Genomic DNA, 22,209 nt, shown 5'->3' with positions numbered 1-22,209 from the left:
ACTACATGCTACCTTATTTCCTATTATTTCTTGGTTTGGTCATTTTACTTTATGGCGGTAAAATTCTTGTAGATGGTGCTTCCGCTATGGCTGTAAAGCTCGGGATGAGTGCAGGACTAATTGGGATGACTGTGGTAGCTTTTGGTACATCTGCACCGGAGCTATTAGTAAGTGTGAATGCCGCCCTCAAGGGAAACAGTGATATATCTATTGGAAATGTGATTGGATCCAATATTGCCAATATTGCTCTGGTGCTAGGAATAAGCGGGATATTTTATCCCATTCTAATCCGAAAAACTCACATCCGATTTGATTATTTAGTTACGTTACTAGTTTCAATACTTTTTTACGGTTTAAGCTATAATGGGCTCATCGGATTTTGGGAAGGCATTCTACTATTTGGCTTGTTCATCACATTTAACATCTACCTGTTCAAAAGTCCGACAGCAGATTTAGTTGATAATACTGAAGTGGAAGAAGAAATAGAGCAGGTGAAGAGCTATACATGGTTTACATCCATTGCTTTATTTGTTGGAGGCGTGATAGGTTTGTACCTAGGATCTGAACTATTAGTCAATAATGCAGTGAAAATATCCAGGGAGTTCGGAGTTTCTGAGCGCATAATTGGTGTGACCATTATTGCCATTGGCACAAGCTTACCTGAACTTATTACCTCTATAATCGCTGCATTATCGAAGCGAACGGATTTAGCCTTAGGTAATATCCTAGGAAGTAATATCATGAATATTCTATCTATTATTGGGATTACGGCGATCATCAAGCCGATTGGCGTGTCGCAAGCATTTATAGATTCTGATTTCTTATGGATGCTTGGAATTACTCTCTTTCTATTCGTGTTGATGCGTACGAAGATGAGGGTTTCAAAAGTTGAAGGATCTCTTCTCTTACTAAGCTACTTTGCCTATTTGTTCTTCCTGTTATAATGGAATCTATTCTGACCTTACTGGGAATCTACTTTTTATGTTGGTTCAAGTTTCTTGCGGGACCAGTATTAGGATCAGCTGCGGGGTATAGTGTATGGCAGAATGTGCTAGTAACAGTCGCAGGAATGATGACCAGCGTTGTGATTTTCACTTTAGTAGGTACAAGGATAAAAGATACTTTAGATGAAAAAATATTTACAAAACCAAAACTAGTTTTCTCAAAGAAGAATAGGAGGATAGTTCAGCTTTGGAAAAAATACGGTGAAATAGGTATCGCTTTATTTACCCCAATACTACTTTCTCCAATAGGAGGAACGCTAATCATGGTTTCTTTTGGTGTCAAGAAAAGACACATTTATTTTCATATGTTTTGGAGCGCCTGCTTCTGGGCGGTTGTTTTCAGTTTGAGTATAGATCATCTTTTAGCGGTTCCGTTTATTAAGAATCTATTCCTCTAATTCTTCGTCGGGTAAGATTTCTATGTCTTTTATGAGTACCCGATCAGCAATGGCCTGACCTGTCAAGGTAGCAGCCAATCCACCCATAGCGGTTTCCTTATACCTACTTTCCATTGAGGCGCCTACCTCACCCATCGCGTCTATACATTCATCAACTGGGATCACGGCACTTACATTTGCCAAAGCTATTTGAGCTGAACTGAAAGCAATCGCAGCTGCACTTGCATTTCGTACCACACAAGGAACTTCTACTAAGCCTGCGACAGGATCACACACTAATCCCAGCATACACTGAATTGTAATAGCGACTGCATTATAAATCTGATCAGTATTTCCACCTAAACAGTATACAATAGCACCTGAAGCCATAGCTGCTGCAGAGCCTGTTTCAGCTTGACAACCACCAACAGCACCAGCCAAACTTGCTTTTTCTTCTATGATCAAAGCAATGCCAGCACCTACTAACAGTCCATCTACAATTTGCTCATCAGTTAAGCCGTGAATTTCTTGAAGTGTCACCAACGTGCCAGGGAGGATGCCGCTTGCACCTGCTGTAGGCGCGGCTACCACTCTGCCCATGCAAGAATTCACTTCTTTGGCAGCCAAAGCCCGGGAGATCAACTTCTGGAATTCAGGTGATAGGACTGACAAAGGGTGATTGAAAACTTTCTTAGCTCCGTTATTAATCATTCCAGAGCGAGAAGTCATTTCTTCTTCCAACCCAGTCTTCACCGCATCTTTCATCACGCCATATGCCTGAAGAAGTCCCGCTTTAATCTTTTCATCTGTTCCATTTTTCTGATCTACTTCATATTCGATGACAGATTCTGGTAGGGTTAGATTCTTCTCTTCGCAATAGCTTTTCCAGCCCTTGAAGGATTCAAATAAATAGCTCATAATAGATGGGTTTATATACTTTTACAGTGTTCTAAATAATACTAGCAAACTTAATTTCTTTAGTTTGAAGGTTGGAGGACCGAAGATAGATGTAACATCCTTGATAGAGACTAGTCATTCTAGATTTCGATTTTCCTTTACTTTTGCATTCAGAAATTGAAATTCAAAGTCTGCTTAATTTCCGAATCCAAGCTTAACGCAACTGGACAAGTTTTTGCAGCATTTTTCAATTTTTGGATCATCGACGTGTCAGTTATTGGGTTATCCCAATTAAAATCAACAATGATTTCATTTATTTTTCTAGGTGATCCTTGCATTATTTTGGTTACTTCCCAAGTTAATCCATCCAATGAAACTGAATCCCGATTCGCGACAATTCCCATGATTGTAACCATGCAGCTTCCTAAAGCGCTAGCTACCAAGTCGGTCGGAGAAAAAGCTTCTCCTTTTCCGTTATTATCCACGGGAGCATCAGTCAGTATTTTCACGCTTGATTGCAAGTGCTCAGATTCTGTTCTCAAATTCCCTAAATATGAACTTTTTATAGTGGGCATAAACTCTTATTTTTAAAATCAGTTAAAATACTAACACCCAAAAATAGGGCTATATTTTCGACCAATTCGAATGACCAAGCTGAAATTCATTTTACCACTTCTATTACTTTCCTTTTCCATAGAATCTTTTGCCCAAAGAGAAGATATAGGCAACTATGAATACGATAAGGAATACATGTTTGGCGGCAACAAAAACACTAACGGCGGACTGATCGGAGGTTTTGTGTTCAAAGTAGGAACGCGAATCGACGATACCCAGTTTAGTTTTTTGGCGTTGGAGCTTTCCAATGTCAAAAACCCTAAGGAAATCCGATACAACACAGTTCTGGGTAACAGCTATATTTTCGGGAAGTCCAACTACCTCTATTCGATTAGACCTCAATATGGTCGTGAGATAATTCTTTTTAAAAAAGCACCTAATCAAGGTGTTCAAGTTTCTGCGTTAGCAGCGATTGGACCATCCTTTGGTATAATCGCACCTTATTATATAGAGTATGCGCTAAACCGTGTAGAAACGGTTCGCGAGCAGTACAATCCTGAAGTTCATCAAAGCCGATTTAATATTTTGGGCACTGGTAGGCTTTTCGAAGGTATAGGACAATCAGAGTTTGCGTTCGGAGGTAATTTAAAAGCAGCTCTTAATTTTGAATTTGGGGTTTTTCGCTCAAATGCAATGGGATTGGAACTTGGATACATGCTTGAAGGTTTTACCAAAGAAATCCCGTTGATCCCTACTACAGAAAACCGACAGTTGTTCCAGTCCGCGTACTTCACGTTTTTCTACGGGTTCAGACGGTAAGTCAACTTGGGTTTTGACCTTGGCTGAGTTACCTTTGCATCAAATCAGAAATCAATGATCGAATTACCTGTAATTTCCCAAGAAGCCACTCGAAGAAAAAAGCCTGATTGGCTTAGAGTTAAACTTCCGGTAGGAAAAGAATACGCCAAAGTCCGCAAATTAGTCGATGAGCATAAGCTTCATACGATATGCGAAAGCGGCAATTGCCCGAACATGGGTGAATGCTGGGGCGCAGGCACCGCCACCTTTATGATTTTAGGAAATGTATGTACGCGTTCCTGCTCATTTTGTGCAGTAGCGACTGGCCGACCGCCTGAGTATGATACTGACGAACCTAGAAGAGTTGCCGAAGCTATTAAACTCATGGGAGTAAAACATGCGGTTTTAACTTCCGTGAATAGAGATGAGTTGAAAGATAAAGGAGCTGAAATATGGTATCAAACCGTCGTTCAGACCAAAGAGCTTTCTCCTGAGACTACTATTGAAACTTTGATCCCAGATGTAAAATCAAATTGGGATGCATTATATCGTATGATCAGCGCTGGACAGGAAGTTGTTTCTCATAATATGGAAACAGTGGAAAGTCTTTATAGAAGAGTTCGACCACAGGCAAAATATGCTCGTTCATTAGAACAAACCAAATTGACCAAGGAGTTTGGTAAAAGAACCAAAACAGGTATGATGCTTGGTTTGGGAGAGAAAAAGGAAGAGGTGTTAAAAGCCATGGATGATCTAGCTGCGCATGGTTGTGATATCCTGACCCTAGGACAATACCTTCAGCCTACCAAGATGCACATAGAAGTTGCTGAGTTTATACATCCGGATCTTTTCGCAGAATATAGAGAAGAAGGACTGGCAAGAGGTTTGAAATATGTAGAGTCTGGTCCGCTAGTAAGATCATCTTATCATGCAGAGAGACACGTTAATGTCTAGATTTTACGCTAATTGATACTGGTCCCTATTTCCTTTGGTTGACCGGACAGAAGACCGAAGACGGGTGGCCGAAGTATCGAATTCGCTACTGTCAATCAATTCGTTTGACTCTTTTTCCTCTTTGTAAAAAAGAATCTATTCATAAATTTCATAGACGAATAGTATAAGCACACTTTCGGGTGTGCTTTTTTTATGCCTAATTTTTTAATATTTTGAGGAAGTATATCTCACACTAAACTTTTAACCAAATGGTAAAAATTGAAAAAATAGGAGTTTCTTCCGCTGCCAAAATCTATGGTCTGACACTTGGCATTCTTGGCTTTGTGATAGGCATATTCTATGCATTGTTCCTATCTGCATTCTCTGGCTTACTAGGAAACTCTTTTCCTATCTCCAGTGCAGGTGGTTTAGGGATAGTAATGGTAATCGCTTTTCCAATTATGTATGGAATAATGGGCTTTATTATAGGAGCACTGGGATCAGTAATCTATAATTTTGTGGCTTCGAAAATTGGCGGACTGGAAATCCAGCTTTCAAAGGATGATGAAATTCCTTTATGAAAAGATAAATGAGGATTATAGCGTGTGCTCCAACTATAAAGAATTACGTTGAAACATATCTCATAGAAAAGTAGGCCAAGAGCGTAAATTGCGATAGGTCCAAAACTGAAGTCTTGAGCTAAATAGATCTATTTGTGAGTTCTTTTTGCCATGCTGAGAAGGATGACTAAGTGATTTTTCTTCGCCAATTTCACAAGCACACTTTACTGGTGCGCTTTTTTTATGCTTAATTTTTCAATATTTTGATGTCTATTAAAACTGGTCGAATTCACATTAAACTAAAAGCAAATGGTAAAAATTGAAAAAATCGGAATTTCTTCCGCAGCAAAAATTTACGGCTTGACACTTGGTGGTTTAGGCTTTGTGATTGGAATATTTTATGCGCTTTTCTTTTCCATATTTTCAGGACTCTTAGGGAATGAAATGTATTCTTATGGCCTAGGATTAGGTGTTGGAATGGCTATTGTCTTCCCGATTTTGTATGGAATCATAGGTTTTATAGTAGGGGCATTAGGGGCAATAGTCTATAATTTTGTGGCTTCAAAAATCGGAGGTTTGGAAATTCAACTTTCTGAAGAAGATAAGATGCCGTTACTCTAAGCCAAAAAAAAGGCTACCTAATTGGTAGCCTCTTCACTCTTTATCTTAAGCTAATTAAGCTTCTTCACTTGCGTAATCTTCTACTGGTATACAGCTACAGATCAAATTTCTGTCTCCGAAGGCCGAATCAATTCTTCTTACGCTTGGCCAGAATTTATTTCCTTTCACATACTCAAGAGGATAAACGGCTTTTTCTCTAGAATAAGGCAATTCCCACTTATCTGTAAGAACCATCATTGCCGTGTGAGGCGCATTTTTCAAAACGTTTTCTACTCGATCAGCTGCGCCATCTTCGATCTCTTGGATCTCCGCACGGATAGAAAGTAATGCATCACAGAATTTATCCAATTCAGCTTTAGTTTCAGACTCAGTTGGCTCGATCATCAAGGTGCCAGCTACTGGGAAAGAAACTGTAGGCGCGTGGTAACCATAATCCATCAATCGCTTAGCGATATCTTCTACTTCCACTCCTACTTCCTTAAAAGCTCGGCAATCGACGATCATTTCGTGAGCCGCTCTTCCCTGCGTTCCTGTATATAAAATAGGGAAATGATCTTTCAATCTTTCCTTAATGTAGTTAGCATTTAGGATTGCCATTTTCGTAGCATTTGTCAAACCATCTCCTCCCATCATTGCGATGTAAGCATAAGAGATTGGCAAAATGCTCGCACTACCATAAGGTGCTGCCGAAATAGAAGAAACTGCCTGCTCACCACCAGCTTTCACCACTGGGTTTCCTGGAAGGAAGGGAGCCAAATGACTTGCAACACAGATTGGGCCCATGCCTGGTCCACCACCACCGTGAGGAATACAGAAGGTTTTGTGAAGATTCAAATGACAAACGTCAGCTCCAATTCTGCCTGGGCTAGTCAATCCCACCTGAGCATTCATATTAGCTCCGTCCATGTAAACCTGTCCACCGTTTTCGTGAATGATTTCGCAGATCTCCTGAATAGCCACTTCAAATACTCCGTGAGTAGATGGGTAAGTCACCAAAAGAGACGACAACTCATTTGCATTAGCTGTTGCTTTTGCTCTCAAGTCTTCGATGTCAATATTTCCTTTTTCGTCACATTTCACTAAAACCACTTTCATTCCAGCCATTACAGCAGAAGCAGGGTTTGTACCGTGAGCGGAAGTAGGGATCAAGGCCACATTTCTGTGGTGATCGCCTCTGCTTTGGTGATAGGCACGAATTACCATTAGTCCAGCAAACTCACCTTGTGCGCCAGAATTTGGCTGAAGTGAAGTATCTGCAAAACCAGTGATTTCATTCAACCAATGTCTCAAGTTTGCAAAAAGCTCCTGGTATCCAGCAGTCTGATCGGTTGGAGCAAATGGGTGCATTTGTCCAAACTCAGGCCAAGTGACAGGGATCATTTCCGCTGTAGCATTAAGCTTCATTGTGCATGAGCCTAGAGAAATCATAGAGTGTACCAATGACAAATCCTTATTCTCCAAACGCTTAATGTAGCGAAGCATCTCGTGCTCACTCTGGAAATCATTGAATACTGGGTGAGTCAAATACTCAGAAGTTCTTACTAATCCTTCTGGCAAATCCAATTCAATTTCTGAAGCCAGAGCCGAAAGATCTGGAGCTTCCACTCCTTTTGCTTTCGCAAAAACCTCAACTACTGAAGCGATATCTTCTAAAGTCTTCGCTTCGTCAAAAGTCAAGAAAACTGTATCGTAATCGTAACGGAAATTCATTTCCGCAGAAAGAGCCAAAGATTGGATTGCATTAAGAGATTTAGCTTCTATGCTTACTTTGATGGTGTCAAAATAATTCTTGGAAGTAACCTCATAGCCTAACTGCTCAAGAGACTTAGCAGTAAGTTTCGCTAGTCCATGAGTTCTAAGTGCAATGTTCTTCAGTCCTTTTGGACCGTGATAAACTGCATAGAAACTAGCCATGACAGCCAATAGTACTTGTGCAGTACAAATATTTGAAGTTGCTTTTTCTCTTTTAATGTGCTGCTCACGTGTTTGTAAAGCCATTCTGTAGGCTTTATTACCTTCGCGATCCTGAGAAACACCGATGATTCTTCCTGGGATCTGACGCTTGTAAGCTTCCTTCGTTGCGAAGAAACCAGCGTGTGGTCCACCGTAACCCATTGGCACACCAAAACGCTGAGAAGAACCGATCACGACATCCGCTCCCATTTCACCCGGGGCAGTCAAAAGCGTCAATGCTAAAAGATCAGCAGCGAAAGCTGTTGTTACATTATTTTCTTTGGCAGCGGCGACGATAGCAGAGTAATCACGTGCTTCACCGTCTGCATCAGGATATTGGAAGAGCACTCCGAATAGATTCTCATCTGTCAAGTCCAAGGAATCAATAGATCCGTATACCAACTCAATTCCTACTGGCTCAGCTCTAGTTTCTAGAACAGCTTTAGTTTGAGGGAATACTTTTTCGTCTACAAAGAATTTCGTGGCGTTCTTTTTTTCTCTAGGTTTCACTGCAAAAAGCATATTCATCGCTTCAGCTGCAGCAGTACCTTCGTCAAGAAGTGAAGCATTCGCAAGTTCCATTCCTGTCAATTCCATTATAACAGTTTGGAAATTGATCAAAGCTTCTAGTCTACCTTGAGCTATTTCAGCTTGGTAAGGAGTATAAGCAGTATACCATCCTGGATTCTCAAGTACATTTCTCAAAATCACCCCTGGCACTAATGTGTCATAGTAACCCAAGCCAATAAATGACTTGAATACTTTGTTTTTAGAAGCAAGTTTTTTGAAATCTTTCAAAAACTCAGATTCCAATTTTGCAGCAGGAAGATCCAACGGGCGATCCAATTGGATAGACTTTGGTACAGTCTGGTTGATTAATTCCTCTAAAGATGAAGCTCCGATTTTCTCCAGCATTGCTGAGATTTCTGCATCTGTCGGGCCATTGTGTCTGCTCTCAAATTTGACAGCATTAGAAAGATTGATCTTCATATAAGAACGTTAAGACGATGAACTATTTGGGTTTGAAATCCTCTAATTTTTCAAGGTGCGAAGGTACAATTTATTGAAAGATAAAGCTTTCATGATCCCCATTATTTCGGGTGAGTTACATCAAAATATATAAGCGGTTTATTGTTGGGTAGAAAAATTCTCTAGTTTAGCGCCTGAAATGCAAATAGATTGAAATTAGCCTATAGTTGCTCTTCTTCGTAATAGAGTGCTTGCAATTGATTTCTTTCTGAATTAAAACCTAACTATAAACTGATGAATAAAAGTCTGTTATTGACGGGCGCAATGGCTTTAGGCCTTGCTCTACCGTCGTTGGCACAGCAACCTGCACAGGTGAAGTATGCCAACACAATCACCGCTGGAGACCTTAAAGAACGTCTTACCTACCTCGCTTCTGACGAAATGAAAGGCAGAGACACAGGTTCTGAAGAGCAAAAAGTTGCTGCTAATTACTTGGCAGATTTCTACAAAAAAATTGGTTTGAGTGGCCCAGTAGCTGGAAGTTACCTTCAGGCTGTTGAGTTAGTTAGCACATCTTTCGGGGAAGTTTCTTTGAAAGTTGGCAAAAACAAACTTGTTAACAATAAAGATTTTGTTTTCATCGGTGATGGAGATATGAAGAAAGCGTCTAAAACTGACCTTGTATTCCTAGGATTAGTTTCTGACGAAAACTTGGCTAAAGTTGACGTAAAAGGGAAGTTGGTTGGTATCTGGGCTGTAGGCGTAAGATCTAATGACCTTCTGACTAAAGTAATGGAAGCTGGAGCAGCGGGTATTGTAATCGTAAGCATGGAAGGTCAAGCAAACTTTGATCGAATTGCTGGCCGTTACCAAAGCTTAGCTGGAAAAGGTAGAGTTGGTTTCGCAAAGGAGATTGAGCAAAAACCAGTATTCATGGTTAGCTCTGATAAAATGGCTGAATTGTTCGGAACTCCTTTGGAGGCTTTGAAAGAAGCAGCGAAAACAAATCCTGAATCTATCAAGTCTCAAAAGGCGACTTACCAGATCGAAAAGAAAGTCGAAGACGTAGAAAGCTCAAATGTAATGGGCTACTTAGAAGGAACTGACAAGAAGGAGGAGCTAGTAGTAATCTCTTCTCACTACGATCACGTAGGTGTGAGCAGCACAGGCGAAGTTTTCAACGGAGCTGATGATGATGGATCAGGAACTGTTTCTGTTACGGAAATTGCTGAGGCATTTGCTGCAGCTGCAAAAGACGGTATCAAGCCAAGAAGATCAATTCTTTTTCTAAATGTAACAGGTGAAGAAAAAGGCCTTTTGGGTTCTGAGTACTACTCTGATCATCCTATCTTCCCATTGGAAAACACAGTAGTGAATTTCAATATTGACATGGTGGGTAGAATTGACTACGAATACCAAGATGCTGAAAACACTGACTTCGTGTATGTAATCGGTTCTGAAATGCTATCTACAGATTTGAAAAAAATCTTAGAATACAACAACATCACTTACTCTGATTTAATCTTGGATTACAGATATGATGCTGAGGACGATCCAAATAGATTCTATTACAGATCAGATCATTACAATTTTGCAAAGCATAATATCCCAGTTGCGTTTTTCTTCAACGGTGTACATGATGATTACCATCAAGTAACTGATACGGTGGACAAAATTGAATTTCCGCTAATGGAAAAGAGAGCAAGACTTATTTTCCACACAGTTTGGGATGTAGCCAACAGAGAAAACAAACCAAGAGTTGATGGGACAAACAATAGACCAGCTAGATAATTAAGCTGGATTCTAAGAATTCAAAAGGCTATTGGAGAAATCCAGTAGCCTTTTTTTGGTATGAGGTGCAAGGCTCAAAGGAATTGTAAATTCAAAAGTGCTGAGATTTACTCGTCTAGATGTCAAGCGGTCAGTATTACAGCTATTTATCGTGCAAGGCTGCAGACTTGAAACAGTTAAGGTGACATAGGCTCGCTGTGCCATCCTCTGTAGACTTTGCTGTAAAACTCTCTTTTCTAAGAATTGATTTCACTTTTCCAATCTTCAAATTTTATAAAAAGGTATCTTTGCCTTCCGAACGCAATCCAAATCTACGTGTACAAATCACTACTCAAACCCCTCTTTTTCCTTAAAAAACCAGAAGACGCTCATCACTTCACGGTGGATCTAACTCGGTTAACTTTCAATCTTCCAGTAATAGGGTCGATAGTTGAATCAACTTTTCATCTGGAAGACAAAAGCTTGGAACGAGAGGTTTTTGGGTTGAAATTCAAAAATCCTGTTGGATTGGCAGCTGGTTTTGACAAAGACGCCAAGGTGATCGACGAAATGGCGATGTTAGGTTTTGGCTTTATTGAGATAGGAACGTTGACTCCCAAACCTCAAGAAGGAAACCCACAACCTAGACTATTTAGATTGCCGCAAGACGAATCTCTGATCAATCGCATGGGGTTCAATAATGGTGGCGTGTTCGAAGCTGTGGAGCGATTGAAAAAGCGAAAGTCAAACGTACTGGTAGGAGGGAATATTGGTAAAAATAAAGTCACTCCAAACGAGAATGCGGTGGACGATTATTTGATTTGTCTGGAGGCGTTACATGATCACGTAGATTATTTCGTAGTAAATGTGAGTTCGCCGAATACACCCAATCTTCGCGACCTTCAGGAAAAGGAACCTCTTAAAGCTCTGCTCCAAGCGGTGAAAAATGCGAATGACCTCAAGCCAACTCCTAAGCCTATACTTCTGAAAATTGCTCCTGATTTGACAGATGGACAACTGGACGATATCATCGAAATCGTGCAGGAAACCAAAATTGATGGTGTAATAGCGACCAACACCACTATAGATCGTTCACAATTGAGCACTTCCAAGGAAGAAGTTGAGTCCATAGGAGCAGGTGGTGTGAGTGGGAAAATTTTAGGAAAAAGAAGTACAGAAGTTATCCGATATCTATCTGAAAAGTCTAACAAGGCTTTCCCAATCATTGGAGTAGGCGGAATCTTTTCTGCTGAAGACGCCATAGAAAAACTCGAAGCTGGAGCCAGCTTGGTTCAAGTCTACTCGGGCATGATTTATGAGGGACCTGGGCTGATCAAAAAGATTAAAAAAGGATTATTGGCTCATTTTTCGCAATAATTTGTCAATCTAAATTCATTAATCTTATCTTAAATCGGATTTGAATCGCATACATGGCCACCAATTCACCTAGGACCAATACTTTTAGAAAAAAAGCAGAACCCACCAAAAAGAAAGGAGTTGGCTTCAAAGCGCCGAGTTTTTCTTTTGGGAAGTTTAATACGACCAAGCTAGTCTTGACATTTGGCATTTTGTTGATGTCAATCGCTTTCTTTTTAATGATCGCTTTTATCAGCTACCTATTGAATGGTCCTGCAGATCAGAGTTTGGTCATGAACAATAGTAGTGAAGCGATTCGGGAAACGGCTCGTGAATCAACCAACTGGCTGGGTTATCTGGGAGCACAGGCTGGAAACTGGATGATCTATCGTTGGTTTGGAGTTGCGGCATTCTTATTTCCTCCATTTCTGTTTTTATTGGGATTCAAGTGGGCGTTCAAAATCTCGCTGGTTTCTCTCACACGTTATACTACTTTCGCGCTTTTCTTCACGTTCTGGCTCGGTTTATTGACTGGCTACATTGTGATTTTGATTCAGGGATATTCCTACTGGAGCTTCCTTTCAGGAGGATTTGGGTATGAATTGGCTAAGCTTTCAGCAGATTTTCTGAGTTGGGGAACATTCATATTATTGGGTGGATCCATGCTTATTTTCGTGATTTTCTTCTTTGATATTGACAAATTAGATTGGTTCAGTAGCAAATCTTCAGATTCAGACATGGACGATGATGAGTTGGAAGTAGACGCGGCCTCTCCAGTGAAAAACCCTTTCAAAGATGAGGATGAGTTGGATGAGGAAGAAGAAATCGATGACGATGGGAGCTCTTGGACGATTAAGGAAGATAATCTCAATGCTCCAATTGAACTCAAACCAGAGTCCAAACCAAAGCCTAAAAAAGAAGAAATTGCATTCGATGTTCCACAATTAAATATCCTCGATCCTGTAGTGGAGCGAGCGCATGAAAAAGTTGTGGAGAGTAATAATTTCTCTGTAGTTAAGCCAATCGGTGAAGAGAAAACTGCGGAAGAGGTTGAGAATTTGGATGCTTATGATCCTACACTCGACCTTCCACATTACAAATACCCTACGCTTGATTTGCTCAATGAATATGACGTTCAGAAAGTAACGGTAAGCCGTCAGGAACTTGAAGACAATAAAAACAAGATTGTAGAGACGCTTGAAAACTTCAAGATCGGAATTCAGGAGATCAAAGCGACCATTGGGCCGACAGTTACACTTTATGAAATCGTCCCTGAACCGGGTGTGAAAATCTCCAAAATCAAAAATTTGGAGGATGATATCGCCTTGAGCTTGGCAGCTTTGGGAATTAGGATTATTGCTCCGATACCAGGAAAAGGAACTATCGGTATAGAGGTTCCTAACAAAAATAGAGAGCTAGTGCCTGCCCGGGCAGTTTTGGGTACAGAGAAATTTATGCGTTCGGACAAGGATTTACCAATTGCATTGGGAAAGACTATTTCCAACGAAGTGTTTGTGGTGGACTTGGCAAAAATGCCTCACTTACTTATGGCAGGTGCTACTGGTCAAGGTAAGTCTGTAGGATTGAATATGATCTTGGCTTCTTTGATTTACAAGAAGCATCCATCTCAATTGAAGTTTGTCCTAATAGATCCAAAAAAGGTAGAATTAACACTTTTCAATAAGATCGAAAGACACTTTTTGGCTAAGCTTCCAGGCGCTGAAGAAGCTATTATTACCGATACCAAAAAGGTGATTTACACGCTGAATTCTCTTTGTATCGAGATGGATAATCGATATAATTTATTGAAAGACGCAGGTACAAGAAACCTGAAAGAATACAACGCGAAATTCGTCGCGCGCAAGCTTAATCCAGACAATGGCCATCGCTTCATGCCATACATTGTATTGGTAATTGACGAATTAGCAGATTTGATGATGACTGCTGGCAAGGAGATCGAAGGTCCAATCGCCCGTCTGGCACAGCTTGCCAGAGCAATTGGTATTCACTTGGTTGTCGCCACCCAAAGACCATCTGTAAATGTAATTACCGGTATTATCAAGGCGAACTTCCCCGCACGTCTTTCTTTCCGTGTGACTTCCAAAATCGATAGCCGAACTATCCTCGATACGGGCGGAGCAGATCAGCTTATTGGTATGGGAGATATGCTCTTATCCCACGGATCAGAGATAACGCGTATCCAATGTGCATTCTTAGATACGCCTGAAGTAGATGCTATTTGTGATTGGGTTGGAGAGCAAAAAGGTTATTCAGATGCTTATTTACTTCCTGAGTTTGAAGGAGAAGATTCTGATAATTCTATCGGAAGTGTTGATTTTTCGGATCTCGATCCACTTTTCAATGATGCAGCAAGACTTCTTGTAATGCATCAGCAAGGAAGTACTTCTTTGATTCAGCGAAAACTTAAGTTGGGCTACAATCGTGCGGGAAGAATCATCGATCAATTGGAAGCTGCTGGTATAGTGGGAGCATTCGAAGGATCAAAAGCTCGGGAAGTGCTCGTTCAAGATGAAGCTAGTTTGGAACGGTTATTGAATAGTTTGTAAAAGCTGTTCAAGTAGTTCAAGCAGCTCCTTTACATGAAAAAATTCGCCCTAGTTTATACTCTTTTTCTAGCCTTACTATTATCATTCGAAGCCAACGCTCAAAAAGATCCAAAAGCAAAAACTGTTTTGGATGCCATGAGCAAAAAGTTTCAAGCAATGAATGGTTTCACGGCTAATTTTGACTTCACTTTCCAAGATGCCTCTGGACCTGGTGATCGCCAAACAGGAGATATCGCGGTGAAAGGTGAGCAGTATAGACTCAAGCTGCCAGATCAGGAAATTTATAATGATGGCAAAACGGTTTGGACTTTTATCCAATCGGATAATTACAAGGAAGTTACCGTAAACGACGCCAATCAAATGGAAGGAGAGCTTACGCCTTCTAATATCTACCGACTTTATGAATCAGGCTATAGCTATAAATTGATAGGAGAAAAGCAATTTCAAGGCAAAATAGCTCATGTTGTCGAATTACTTGCTGAAAAGAACAATGCGCCTTTCGAGCAAGTAAAATTGATGATTGATAAAAGCAGCTCAAATCTTCTAGGCTGGGAAATGTTTGATGGTCAAGGAGGGGTTTTTTCTTACACCTTTAAAAATCTACAGCTTAATGCGAATCTTCCGTCATCCTATTTTGTATTTGATGCTAAGCAATATCCTGGAATTGAAATTATTGATTTAAGATAAGAGATAGATTTTATGAAGTGACCTTAATTTCACAATAAACATGAACCACCTTGAAAGAGGTGGTTTTTTTGGTTTAAGGCCTTAAAAGAATTTGATAACTTGAGCCTAACTAATAGAATTCAAGGGGTTTCTTATCTTTAGGCGATCCTTCAACCGGCCACAATTATGCGAACATTCTTACTTTATTTATCCATTTTTTCGATTGGCATTTTTTCATGTGCCACAAAAGAACAGTTAAAATCTACCAAACAATGGTATAAAGGCAATCTGCACACGCATTCTTACTGGAGCGATGGGGACGATTATCCTGAGATGATTATGGATTGGTATAAGTCACATGACTACGATTTTGTAGTGCTTTCTGATCATAATACATTGGCGGAAGGCGAGAAATGGAAGCTTCTGCCTAAATCTCCTTCGCATGAAGCTGGCTTCGAAAAATACCTAGCCAAATATGGGGAAAGTGGAGTTGAATACAGAAAAGACTCTGTAGGGAGAATTGAAGTAAAGCTGAAAACACTGGCTGAATATGCGCCGATGTTTGAAGAAGAGGGTGAGTTTTTGATTATAAAATCACAGGAGTTGACAGATTCATATGATAAGAAACCTCTTCATATGAACGTCACCAATATCCGAGAAAAAATAGAGCCTCAAGGTGGTAATTCAGTTTCAGAAGTAATGCAGCGGAGTCTTGATAAAGTAAAAGCACAGCGGGACTCTACCGGAGTGCCTATGTTTCTGCATATCAATCATCCGAACTTTATCTGGGCGATAACTCCTGAGGACATTATTGCTTTGGACGGAGAAAGATTCTTCGAAGTGTTTAATGGTCATCCACAGGTTCATAACTACGGGGATTCACTCCGACCAAGCATGGAAGTGTTATGGGACAAAGTTCAGTCGGCTTACCTTCAAGCAAACAAGCCACTGCTTTATGGTCTGGCTGTAGATGATGCTCATAATTACCATGTGTTTGATGAGAACAGTAGCAATCCAGGTAGAGGTTGGGTAATGGTTTTGTCCGAAAGTTTGGAGCCAGCATCTCTGGTGGAGGCTATGGAGCGTGGGGATTTCTATTCCAGCACCGGAGTGACTTTAGAGTCTGTAGATTTCGATGGGAAAACACTCAGTGTCGGGGTACAACCTGAACAAGGAGTTACCTATACAATTCAGTTTTTTGGAACAAAGAAATCAAATCCTGAAGCTAGTGGAGTATTACTGAAAGATGAGCAGGGTCAAAAAGCATCTTATACTTTAGATGCAGATGATATGTATGTACGTGCAAAAATAATTTCTTCCAAACTAAAAGAGAATCCTTATCAGTTGGGCGATACAGAAGTTGCATGGACGCAGCCTGTTTTGAGGGATTAATTTTGCCTAAAAATATTGAACTAACGTTTTTTAGAAGGCTTCTTAAAACCATTTAATTCTTTCAAAATGGACATTTCACTTTTTCTATTTTTTTTTCTCCTTCCTAATTTTCAACCAAAAATAAAAGATGGTGATCAAGAGTAAGGTTAGGAATATTAAGTAAACAATTAGTGGTACACCTTCGATTCTATGTAATCTCCCAGCCCATCCTTTTCCAGGGTTTAATGAATCCATCTCATTGGTTATCCTTCATCAATTTTTCAACGGAAAGGTCTTCATCGATTAACGGCCAGTGAATGCCATAACCAGAAGGAGAGATTTTATAAATTGATCGCTCCATGTCTGAAGCGGCCAAAAGTTTATCGGAAATATCTGCTAATTCAACTGTTATTTCGCGCTCATCTACAGAGAGAACCATCCTGTCTTCGATAAAACTTATATCAGATATGTGATAGCTAACTTTCATATAGTTACTTATTGAAATATGTGTTCCAGGAATCTATAATTAAGTCAAAATTCTTGAAAATTAATTTTCTGATTTCTTTTCTTCCTGTAGTACTCAGATTATACGAGAAGGCTTCCTTAATGTCCACCTTTTCAACAAATACCCAAAATTTACATTCCATGTCTCCTTTTTGAGCATGGATATGAATAGGTTCTGCTCCTTCATTCGAATAGAAGAATAGTCTCCATCCTGAAATGTAAAGAACAGTTGGCATAATCTTATTTAGCAATTCAAGTTTAAATTTCATCCGGCTGCAGATTATTATCTTTGTCAATTATAAACATTATCTCTCTTGCAATCCCGGCCATATTCTTACCTCTTTTCCATTTCGTATTTCGGTGCCCGTTATAAAGGCTGGGCGCCACAACCGAATCAGCAGACTGTCCAGCGGAGGTTGGAGCGAGTCCTTCGGCACGTAATGGGGCATGAGGACTTTTCTCTGATCGGAGCAAGCAGGACTGACGCTGGCGTTTCTTGTATCGGTGGATATGTGCAGGTTTTCCTTCGGGAAAAAGTAGATATGAGCACACTTCTGCCTCAATTCAATGCCCATCTGCCTCAGGATATTCGACTTAATTCCGTGCTGGAGGTTGCCACAGACTTTAATTTGATCCACTCTGTAACTGAAAAAACCTATCGGTACTACTTCACTAATTCTCAGTCTTTTCATCCTTTTGCTTCGGCTTTTATGGTCAATCTGCCTGGTGAATTGAATTGGGAAGCAATGAAGGAAGCTTGTAAACTGTTCACAGGAAGCCATGATTTTAAGGGTTTTTGCAAACCTTCAGAAAATAAGACGGACTATAAGCGTGAAGTTTTATCTGCTGATATTTTTACTTCAAAGGAGTTCTTGGGTCAATTTTTCCCAGAAGAAATCTTTTACTTCGAAATCACGGGAACAGGTTTTCTTCATCATCAAGTACGCATGATGATGTCAGTCGTTTGGCAAATTGGTAGCCAAGAAATGGAGTTAGCTGAGATTACTAGTCGATTTGATTTTCCGGAAAGATTCGAGAAACTACCTCCAGCACCGTCAAATGGGTTGGTGCTTTGGGAGACCTTGTTGACAAACCTTTGAGGGTTTTAAAAGGCTGAAGAACTAAAAAAGAACCTTCTAAATGGCCATTTGAGAGAAGCTGATAACTAAAGGTGAAGCATAAAACTTAAAATATTCTAACGTTGCATCGCTGCGACGTAGCGAGAAAAAAAATCAAAGTTTCAGTTCAAATACATAATCATCCATCACATAGCCATTTCCGATGTCGATGATTTCACTTTTAATGTTGACAAAACCTAGGTATTCGTAGAAGTCTATCGCTCCCTGATTGTACTTATTTACGTTTAGCAGGAGGCTAGATTGTTCATTTCTCAAAGCAATTTCCTTGATCGCGTTGATCAATTTCTTACCAACTCCTTTTCCTTGAGCTGTAGGAAGAATGTAGATTTTATGAATCTTCGTTCTCCCCGGTTCCTGATTGATTTCAATACCTGTAAAGCCCAACTTTTCTCCATCCTCATCTGCGAGAAGAAAAGTATGTCCCAGTTCAACTTGCTCTTTTAGATGAGCAATGTCGTAAAACCAGTTTAGCATGTAATCGATTTGCTCGGAACTAAGGATTGTTCCAAAAGTATCAGGCCAGGTGCGCTTTGCGATGGATTGGACTATTTTCAAGTCTTCTTTCGTTGCTGGGTTTATTTGAATCATAGGCAGTAAAAATAAAACGCCAATTTATCTCGATTGTAGTTAAAAATAGAAGCCGAGCCCCTTTTTATGAGACTCGGCTTCCATGTTTTTTATGAAGTAATTAGACTTTGGTTGGCTCAGGGTGAGTGTATCCCTTTCTATATGGTCTTCTTAATCGCCCTGTCGCCTCTTTGTCACCAATCACTGTCATTGTCTTTGGATCGTATTTCAGCGCTCTACCTCCCAAATCCATGGAGATATTTGCCAAGATGCAGGAGGCGGTAGAAATATGCCCTTCTTCTATGTCAGCAATTGGAAGTGTATCGTTTCCGATAGCTTTCAACCAGTCCTGCATGTGTAGTCGGGTAGCAGGTGCTGCATTAAGTTCTATATCTGGCTCAGTAACATCTTCCGGATATTTTTCACGCTCGAAAAGACAATCAAAATGAATTGGCTTTTCATCCTTATCTAAAGGAGTGTAATCTGCCTGCATGGTGCTCCCTGCCAGCATTCCCTTATCTCCAAAAATCTTAAATGCCCAAGGATAATTTGCATCGTCTGGATTACCCCATGTTCTATGTTGCCAAACAACGTTTAATTCAGGATACTCAAAAATTGCCGATTGGGTGTCTGAAATATTTGACTTGCCGTCTTTTTGCACGTAAATACCTCCTGTGGATGTGATCTGAGTAGGCCATCCCAAATCAAGCATCCAGCGAACGGTGTCAAGCATGTGCACACACATGTCTCCAGTGATGCCATTTCCATATTCTATAAATGTTCTCCACCATCGTCTGTGAGGGATTCCATCATATGGTCTCAAAGGGGCTGGGCCTGTCCACAGATCGTAATTGAAGAATTCAGGCACTGGTTCTACTGGAGGGTTTCCGTTGGCACGCATGTGGAAATAACAGCAAATTTCCACATGAGATATTTTCCCCAACTTTCCTGTATCAATGATCTGCTCTTTTGCATCGATCAGATGTGGGGTACTTTTACGTTGAGTTCCCACTTGTACTTTCTTATTATATTTCCTGGCAGCAGCAATCATGGCTTCTCCTTCAATGACGTCCACCGAAATAGGCTTTTGTACATAGACGTGAGCTCCTGCTTTCAGTGCATCGATGCACATTAGTGCATGCCAGTGATCAGGTGAGCCGATGATTACATACTCTGGCTTTTCTTTGGCCAAAAGTTCCTTGTAATCTTCATAGAGTGCGGGGACTTTTCCAGATTTTTGTCGAGTAGCCACCATATCTCCTGCGGCTTTCAGCATATTTTTATCTGGATCACAAAGACCGACTACTTCTACATCTGCTACTTGGATGAGTCGAAAAAGATCCGATTTTCCATACCAGCCTGCTCCGATTAGAGCCACCTGTAAGGGGCCTTCTCGATCTTTGAAGTCCATGCCTAAAAGGCCGAAACTTGCTAGTGTTGCTAACGCGGAAGAGCCTTTGAGAAAATCTCTTCTATTGAGTGTATTCATTTAGATTGGGTTTGAGGTTTATTGCATCTCTTAAGATACAAAAACAGAAATCCTTAGCAAATGAAATTAGATGAATGGAGCTTGTAGGTAGTCTTTTGAACTATTCAAAATAAATTTTTCAATACAATAGGCTATTGGCTTCGAACAATTTACAAAGAGACGAAATTCTCTTAAAATGAAGTTTGGTTTTTATTCCTTATTTTCAAGCTAACAATGACCATTAAACCTACCTTTTCATGAAATCCAGAAGAATTTTTCTCCAAAAAGCTGGGCTTTCAGCCTTAGCATTAAATATTTCAACATTTAACCCAATTTCTGCAATGCCTAATTTTCTCGATGCTAAAAAAATGGACGAAAAGCCATTACGAGTAGCTATCATGGGTTTAGGGAGCTATGGCACAAGAGTAGCCGAGGCTATTCAAGAAACTAAAAGAACCAAGTTGGTGGGAGTAATCAGTGGCACTCCTTCAAAAGTGGAAGCATGGAAAACCAAGTATGGTATTCCTGCTAAAAACTGCTACAATTATGAAAACTTCGATGCGATCAAGGATAATCCAGACATCGATGCTGTCTATGTAATCACACCAAATGGCTTACACAAGGATCAGGTGATTCGAGTAGCGAAAGCAGGTAAGCATGCGATCTGTGAAAAGCCTATGGCGGTCAATGCGGCAGATGGGCAAGCGATGATAGATGCTTGCAAAGCTGCGGGGGTCCATTTACTAATCGGGTATAGAATGCACTTCGAAGCAAATACATTGGAAGTGATTAAAATGCGAAAGGCTGGTGAGTTTGGAACTCCTTTGTTTTTTCAAGGACTAAGTGGATTTATTATTGGTGATCCTAGTCAATGGAGATTACAAAAGTCACTTTCGGGTGGTGGAGCGATGATGGATATAGGTATTTACTCCATCAATGGAGCTAGATATATGTTGGGAGAAGACCCAATCTGGGTGACTGCTCAAGAGACAAAGAATAATCCTGAGAAATTCAAAGAGGGAATCGATGAGACAATACAGTTTCAAATGGGATTTCCAAGTGGGGCTGTTGCATCCTGTCTTTCTACCTATAGTATGAATAATTTAGATCGTTTTTTCCTCAATGGAACAAAAGGCTGGGCAGAAATGCAGCCATCTACAGGTTATGGGCCTATCAAAGGAAAAACTAATCAAGGCCCATTAGATAAGCCCCACACTACCCATCAAGCTGTGCAGATGGATGAGATGGCAGCGATTATTTTTGACGGAAAAAAGCCCGAAGTTCCAGTGAATGGAGAAGAGGGAGTGAAGGATATGAAGATTATCGATGCTATTTTCAAAGCTGTAAAGACAGGGGAGAAAGTAACATTGAAACTTGCCTAATCCTTAAAGACATACTGGCCTATCTTGCAAATTCATTGATAATACCTCAATTCCTGCAGGATAGGCTATACCTAGCTACTTGATTATCAAGCTCAGGTAGTAATAAAAAAGATTCTATTTTTTGAAAAAAAAGCTGCTTAAAAACTCGCTTTTCTTAAGCGTAGAGATGGTGAGTAGCTTTCACCTGTGCCAGGAAACTGTCAAGGGCCTCATCCAAAATCTGATATATTTCCTCAAATCCTTCTTCTCCGCCATAATAGGGATCAGGAACGGGCATGCCCTGTGTTTCCGTCACAAAATCTCGCATCAAGTAGATTTCTTTGTCAGCGAAGCCGTATCTGGCTTTTAGGTTGTTTAAATTTCTAAGGTTATTGTCATCCATAGCCAGGATATACTCGAAATCTCTAAAATCCGTACGGTTAACTTGTCTGCCACGGTGCTTCAGAGGCAGGTTGTATTTAGCAGCACACTTTATAGTTCGCTCGTCTGGTAATTCTCCAATATGGAAATCAGATGTACCTGCACTGTCACTCTTAAATTGTGCCTGCATTCCTGCAGCCTGCACCTTATGAGTAAAAATAGCTTCAGCTAAAGGTGAACGGCAAATATTACCTAGACAAACAAATAAAACTCTAATCATATTATTTAAACTCTAACTGAACACGCTACTTAAAAAACGAAGGTTTTGAAAGTACTTATTTTTAGGGGAAAATGCACGGCTGAATTTGTCTTTTTTTTCATGAAAATCTCAA

General features: G+C 40.3%; 21 protein-coding genes. 13 read left to right on the top strand and 8 right to left on the bottom strand.

All coding sequences use genetic code 11. From position 1 onward, the window contains the following. The first annotated feature begins 5 nt into the window (after positions 1-5). Both BM291_RS03220 and BM291_RS03215 read left to right on the top strand, forming a co-directional pair. Complete coding sequence (locus BM291_RS03220; protein WP_092894933.1) at positions 6-944, top strand: calcium/sodium antiporter; 939 nt, start codon at positions 6-8, stop codon at positions 942-944. Then, the gene (locus BM291_RS03215; protein WP_317045637.1) at positions 944-1,402 is read left to right on the top strand and encodes a small multi-drug export protein; all 459 of its coding nucleotides are present in this window, start codon (positions 944-946) and stop codon (positions 1,400-1,402) included. Before BM291_RS03220 ends, BM291_RS03215 begins: the two co-directional genes overlap by 1 nt. Here the strand turns inward: BM291_RS03215 and sdaAA are convergent. Next, the gene (gene sdaAA / locus BM291_RS03210) at positions 1,391-2,299 is read right to left on the bottom strand and encodes an L-serine ammonia-lyase, iron-sulfur-dependent, subunit alpha (protein ID WP_092894726.1); all 909 of its coding nucleotides are present in this window, start codon (positions 2,297-2,299) and stop codon (positions 1,391-1,393) included. The two genes, BM291_RS03215 and sdaAA, sit on opposite strands and share 12 nt — an antisense overlap. Before the next feature lie 149 nt (positions 2,300-2,448). Beyond that, a complete protein-coding gene (locus BM291_RS03205; RefSeq protein ID WP_092894725.1) occupies positions 2,449-2,853 on the bottom strand; it encodes an OsmC family protein in 405 nt (134 codons plus the stop codon). 70 nt (positions 2,854-2,923) lie between these two features. Here BM291_RS03205 and BM291_RS03200 point away from each other — a divergent pair, with 70 nt between their 5' ends. The 4 genes from BM291_RS03200 to BM291_RS03185 all read left to right on the top strand — a co-directional run bounded on the left by BM291_RS03200 (position 2,924) and on the right by BM291_RS03185 (position 5,745). After that, positions 2,924-3,652, top strand: a complete 729-nt coding sequence (locus BM291_RS03200; protein ID WP_092894724.1) for a hypothetical protein — start codon at positions 2,924-2,926, stop codon at positions 3,650-3,652. 54 nt (positions 3,653-3,706) lie between these two features. Next, complete coding sequence (gene lipA / locus BM291_RS03195; protein ID WP_092894723.1) at positions 3,707-4,585, top strand: lipoyl synthase; 879 nt, start codon at positions 3,707-3,709, stop codon at positions 4,583-4,585. 248 nt (positions 4,586-4,833) lie between these two features. Further along, positions 4,834-5,145: a hypothetical protein gene (locus tag BM291_RS03190; RefSeq protein ID WP_092894722.1), complete on the top strand. Its 312-nt coding sequence runs from the start codon at positions 4,834-4,836 to the stop codon at positions 5,143-5,145. A gap of 288 nt (positions 5,146-5,433) precedes the next feature. Next, complete coding sequence (locus BM291_RS03185; RefSeq protein WP_092894721.1) at positions 5,434-5,745, top strand: hypothetical protein; 312 nt, start codon at positions 5,434-5,436, stop codon at positions 5,743-5,745. A gap of 54 nt (positions 5,746-5,799) precedes the next feature. Here BM291_RS03185 and gcvP read toward each other — a convergent pair whose 3' ends face one another. Next, positions 5,800-8,688, bottom strand: coding sequence for an aminomethyl-transferring glycine dehydrogenase (gcvP, locus tag BM291_RS03180; RefSeq protein ID WP_092894720.1), 2,889 nt, complete (start codon positions 8,686-8,688; stop codon positions 5,800-5,802). A 273-nt stretch (positions 8,689-8,961) separates the two neighbouring features. On the opposite strand from gcvP, the gene BM291_RS03175 reads away from it, so the two are divergent. The 5 genes from BM291_RS03175 (at position 8,962) to BM291_RS03155 (ending at position 16,418) form a co-directional block, all read left to right on the top strand. Then, a complete protein-coding gene (locus BM291_RS03175) occupies positions 8,962-10,458 on the top strand; it encodes a M28 family peptidase (protein ID WP_092894719.1) in 1,497 nt (498 codons plus the stop codon). Between the two features lie 315 nt (positions 10,459-10,773). Beyond that, complete coding sequence (locus BM291_RS03170) at positions 10,774-11,814, top strand: quinone-dependent dihydroorotate dehydrogenase (protein ID WP_092894718.1); 1,041 nt, start codon at positions 10,774-10,776, stop codon at positions 11,812-11,814. A 53-nt stretch (positions 11,815-11,867) separates the two neighbouring features. Then, on the top strand, positions 11,868-14,360 hold the full coding sequence (locus BM291_RS03165; protein WP_092894717.1) for an FtsK/SpoIIIE family DNA translocase: 2,493 nt from the start codon (positions 11,868-11,870) through the stop codon (positions 14,358-14,360). Between the two features lie 33 nt (positions 14,361-14,393). After that, positions 14,394-15,047: an outer membrane lipoprotein periplasmic chaperone LolA1 gene (locus BM291_RS03160; RefSeq protein WP_092894716.1), complete on the top strand. Its 654-nt coding sequence runs from the start codon at positions 14,394-14,396 to the stop codon at positions 15,045-15,047. Between the two features lie 165 nt (positions 15,048-15,212). After that, the gene (locus BM291_RS03155; RefSeq protein ID WP_092894715.1) at positions 15,213-16,418 is read left to right on the top strand and encodes a CehA/McbA family metallohydrolase domain-containing protein; all 1,206 of its coding nucleotides are present in this window, start codon (positions 15,213-15,215) and stop codon (positions 16,416-16,418) included. 235 nt (positions 16,419-16,653) lie between these two features. Here BM291_RS03155 and BM291_RS03150 read toward each other — a convergent pair whose 3' ends face one another. Both BM291_RS03150 and BM291_RS03145 read right to left on the bottom strand, forming a co-directional pair. After that, entirely contained in the window at positions 16,654-16,884 is a 231-nt protein-coding gene (locus BM291_RS03150) for a DUF2442 domain-containing protein (RefSeq protein ID WP_092894714.1), read from the bottom strand. 4 nt (positions 16,885-16,888) lie between these two features. Next, positions 16,889-17,170, bottom strand: coding sequence for a DUF4160 domain-containing protein (locus tag BM291_RS03145; RefSeq protein WP_217647289.1), 282 nt, complete (start codon positions 17,168-17,170; stop codon positions 16,889-16,891). A 45-nt stretch (positions 17,171-17,215) separates the two neighbouring features. Between BM291_RS03145 and truA the strand changes: the two genes are divergently transcribed. Next, complete coding sequence (truA, locus tag BM291_RS03140; RefSeq protein WP_092894713.1) at positions 17,216-18,001, top strand: tRNA pseudouridine(38-40) synthase TruA; 786 nt, start codon at positions 17,216-17,218, stop codon at positions 17,999-18,001. 132 nt (positions 18,002-18,133) lie between these two features. On the opposite strand, the gene BM291_RS03135 is transcribed toward truA, so the two are convergent. Together BM291_RS03135 and BM291_RS03130 are read right to left on the bottom strand one after the other, a co-directional pair. Continuing rightward, on the bottom strand, positions 18,134-18,628 hold the full coding sequence (locus tag BM291_RS03135; RefSeq protein WP_092894712.1) for a GNAT family N-acetyltransferase: 495 nt from the start codon (positions 18,626-18,628) through the stop codon (positions 18,134-18,136). A gap of 100 nt (positions 18,629-18,728) precedes the next feature. Beyond that, positions 18,729-20,096, bottom strand: coding sequence for a Gfo/Idh/MocA family oxidoreductase (locus BM291_RS03130; RefSeq protein ID WP_092894711.1), 1,368 nt, complete (start codon positions 20,094-20,096; stop codon positions 18,729-18,731). Between the two features lie 236 nt (positions 20,097-20,332). Between BM291_RS03130 and BM291_RS03125 the strand changes: the two genes are divergently transcribed. Beyond that, complete coding sequence (locus BM291_RS03125; RefSeq protein ID WP_092894710.1) at positions 20,333-21,457, top strand: Gfo/Idh/MocA family protein; 1,125 nt, start codon at positions 20,333-20,335, stop codon at positions 21,455-21,457. A gap of 154 nt (positions 21,458-21,611) precedes the next feature. On the opposite strand, the gene BM291_RS03120 is transcribed toward BM291_RS03125, so the two are convergent. Further along, positions 21,612-22,097, bottom strand: coding sequence for a low molecular weight protein-tyrosine-phosphatase (locus BM291_RS03120; protein ID WP_092894709.1), 486 nt, complete (start codon positions 22,095-22,097; stop codon positions 21,612-21,614). Positions 22,098-22,209: the final 112 nt, after the last annotated feature.

It is taken from the genome of Algoriphagus aquimarinus (assembly GCF_900112005.1).
Lineage (GTDB): Bacteria > Bacteroidota > Bacteroidia > Cytophagales > Cyclobacteriaceae > Algoriphagus > Algoriphagus aquimarinus.
The sequence above is the reverse complement of the archived record's forward strand: the minus strand, read 5'-3'. Positions and strand labels throughout refer to the sequence as shown.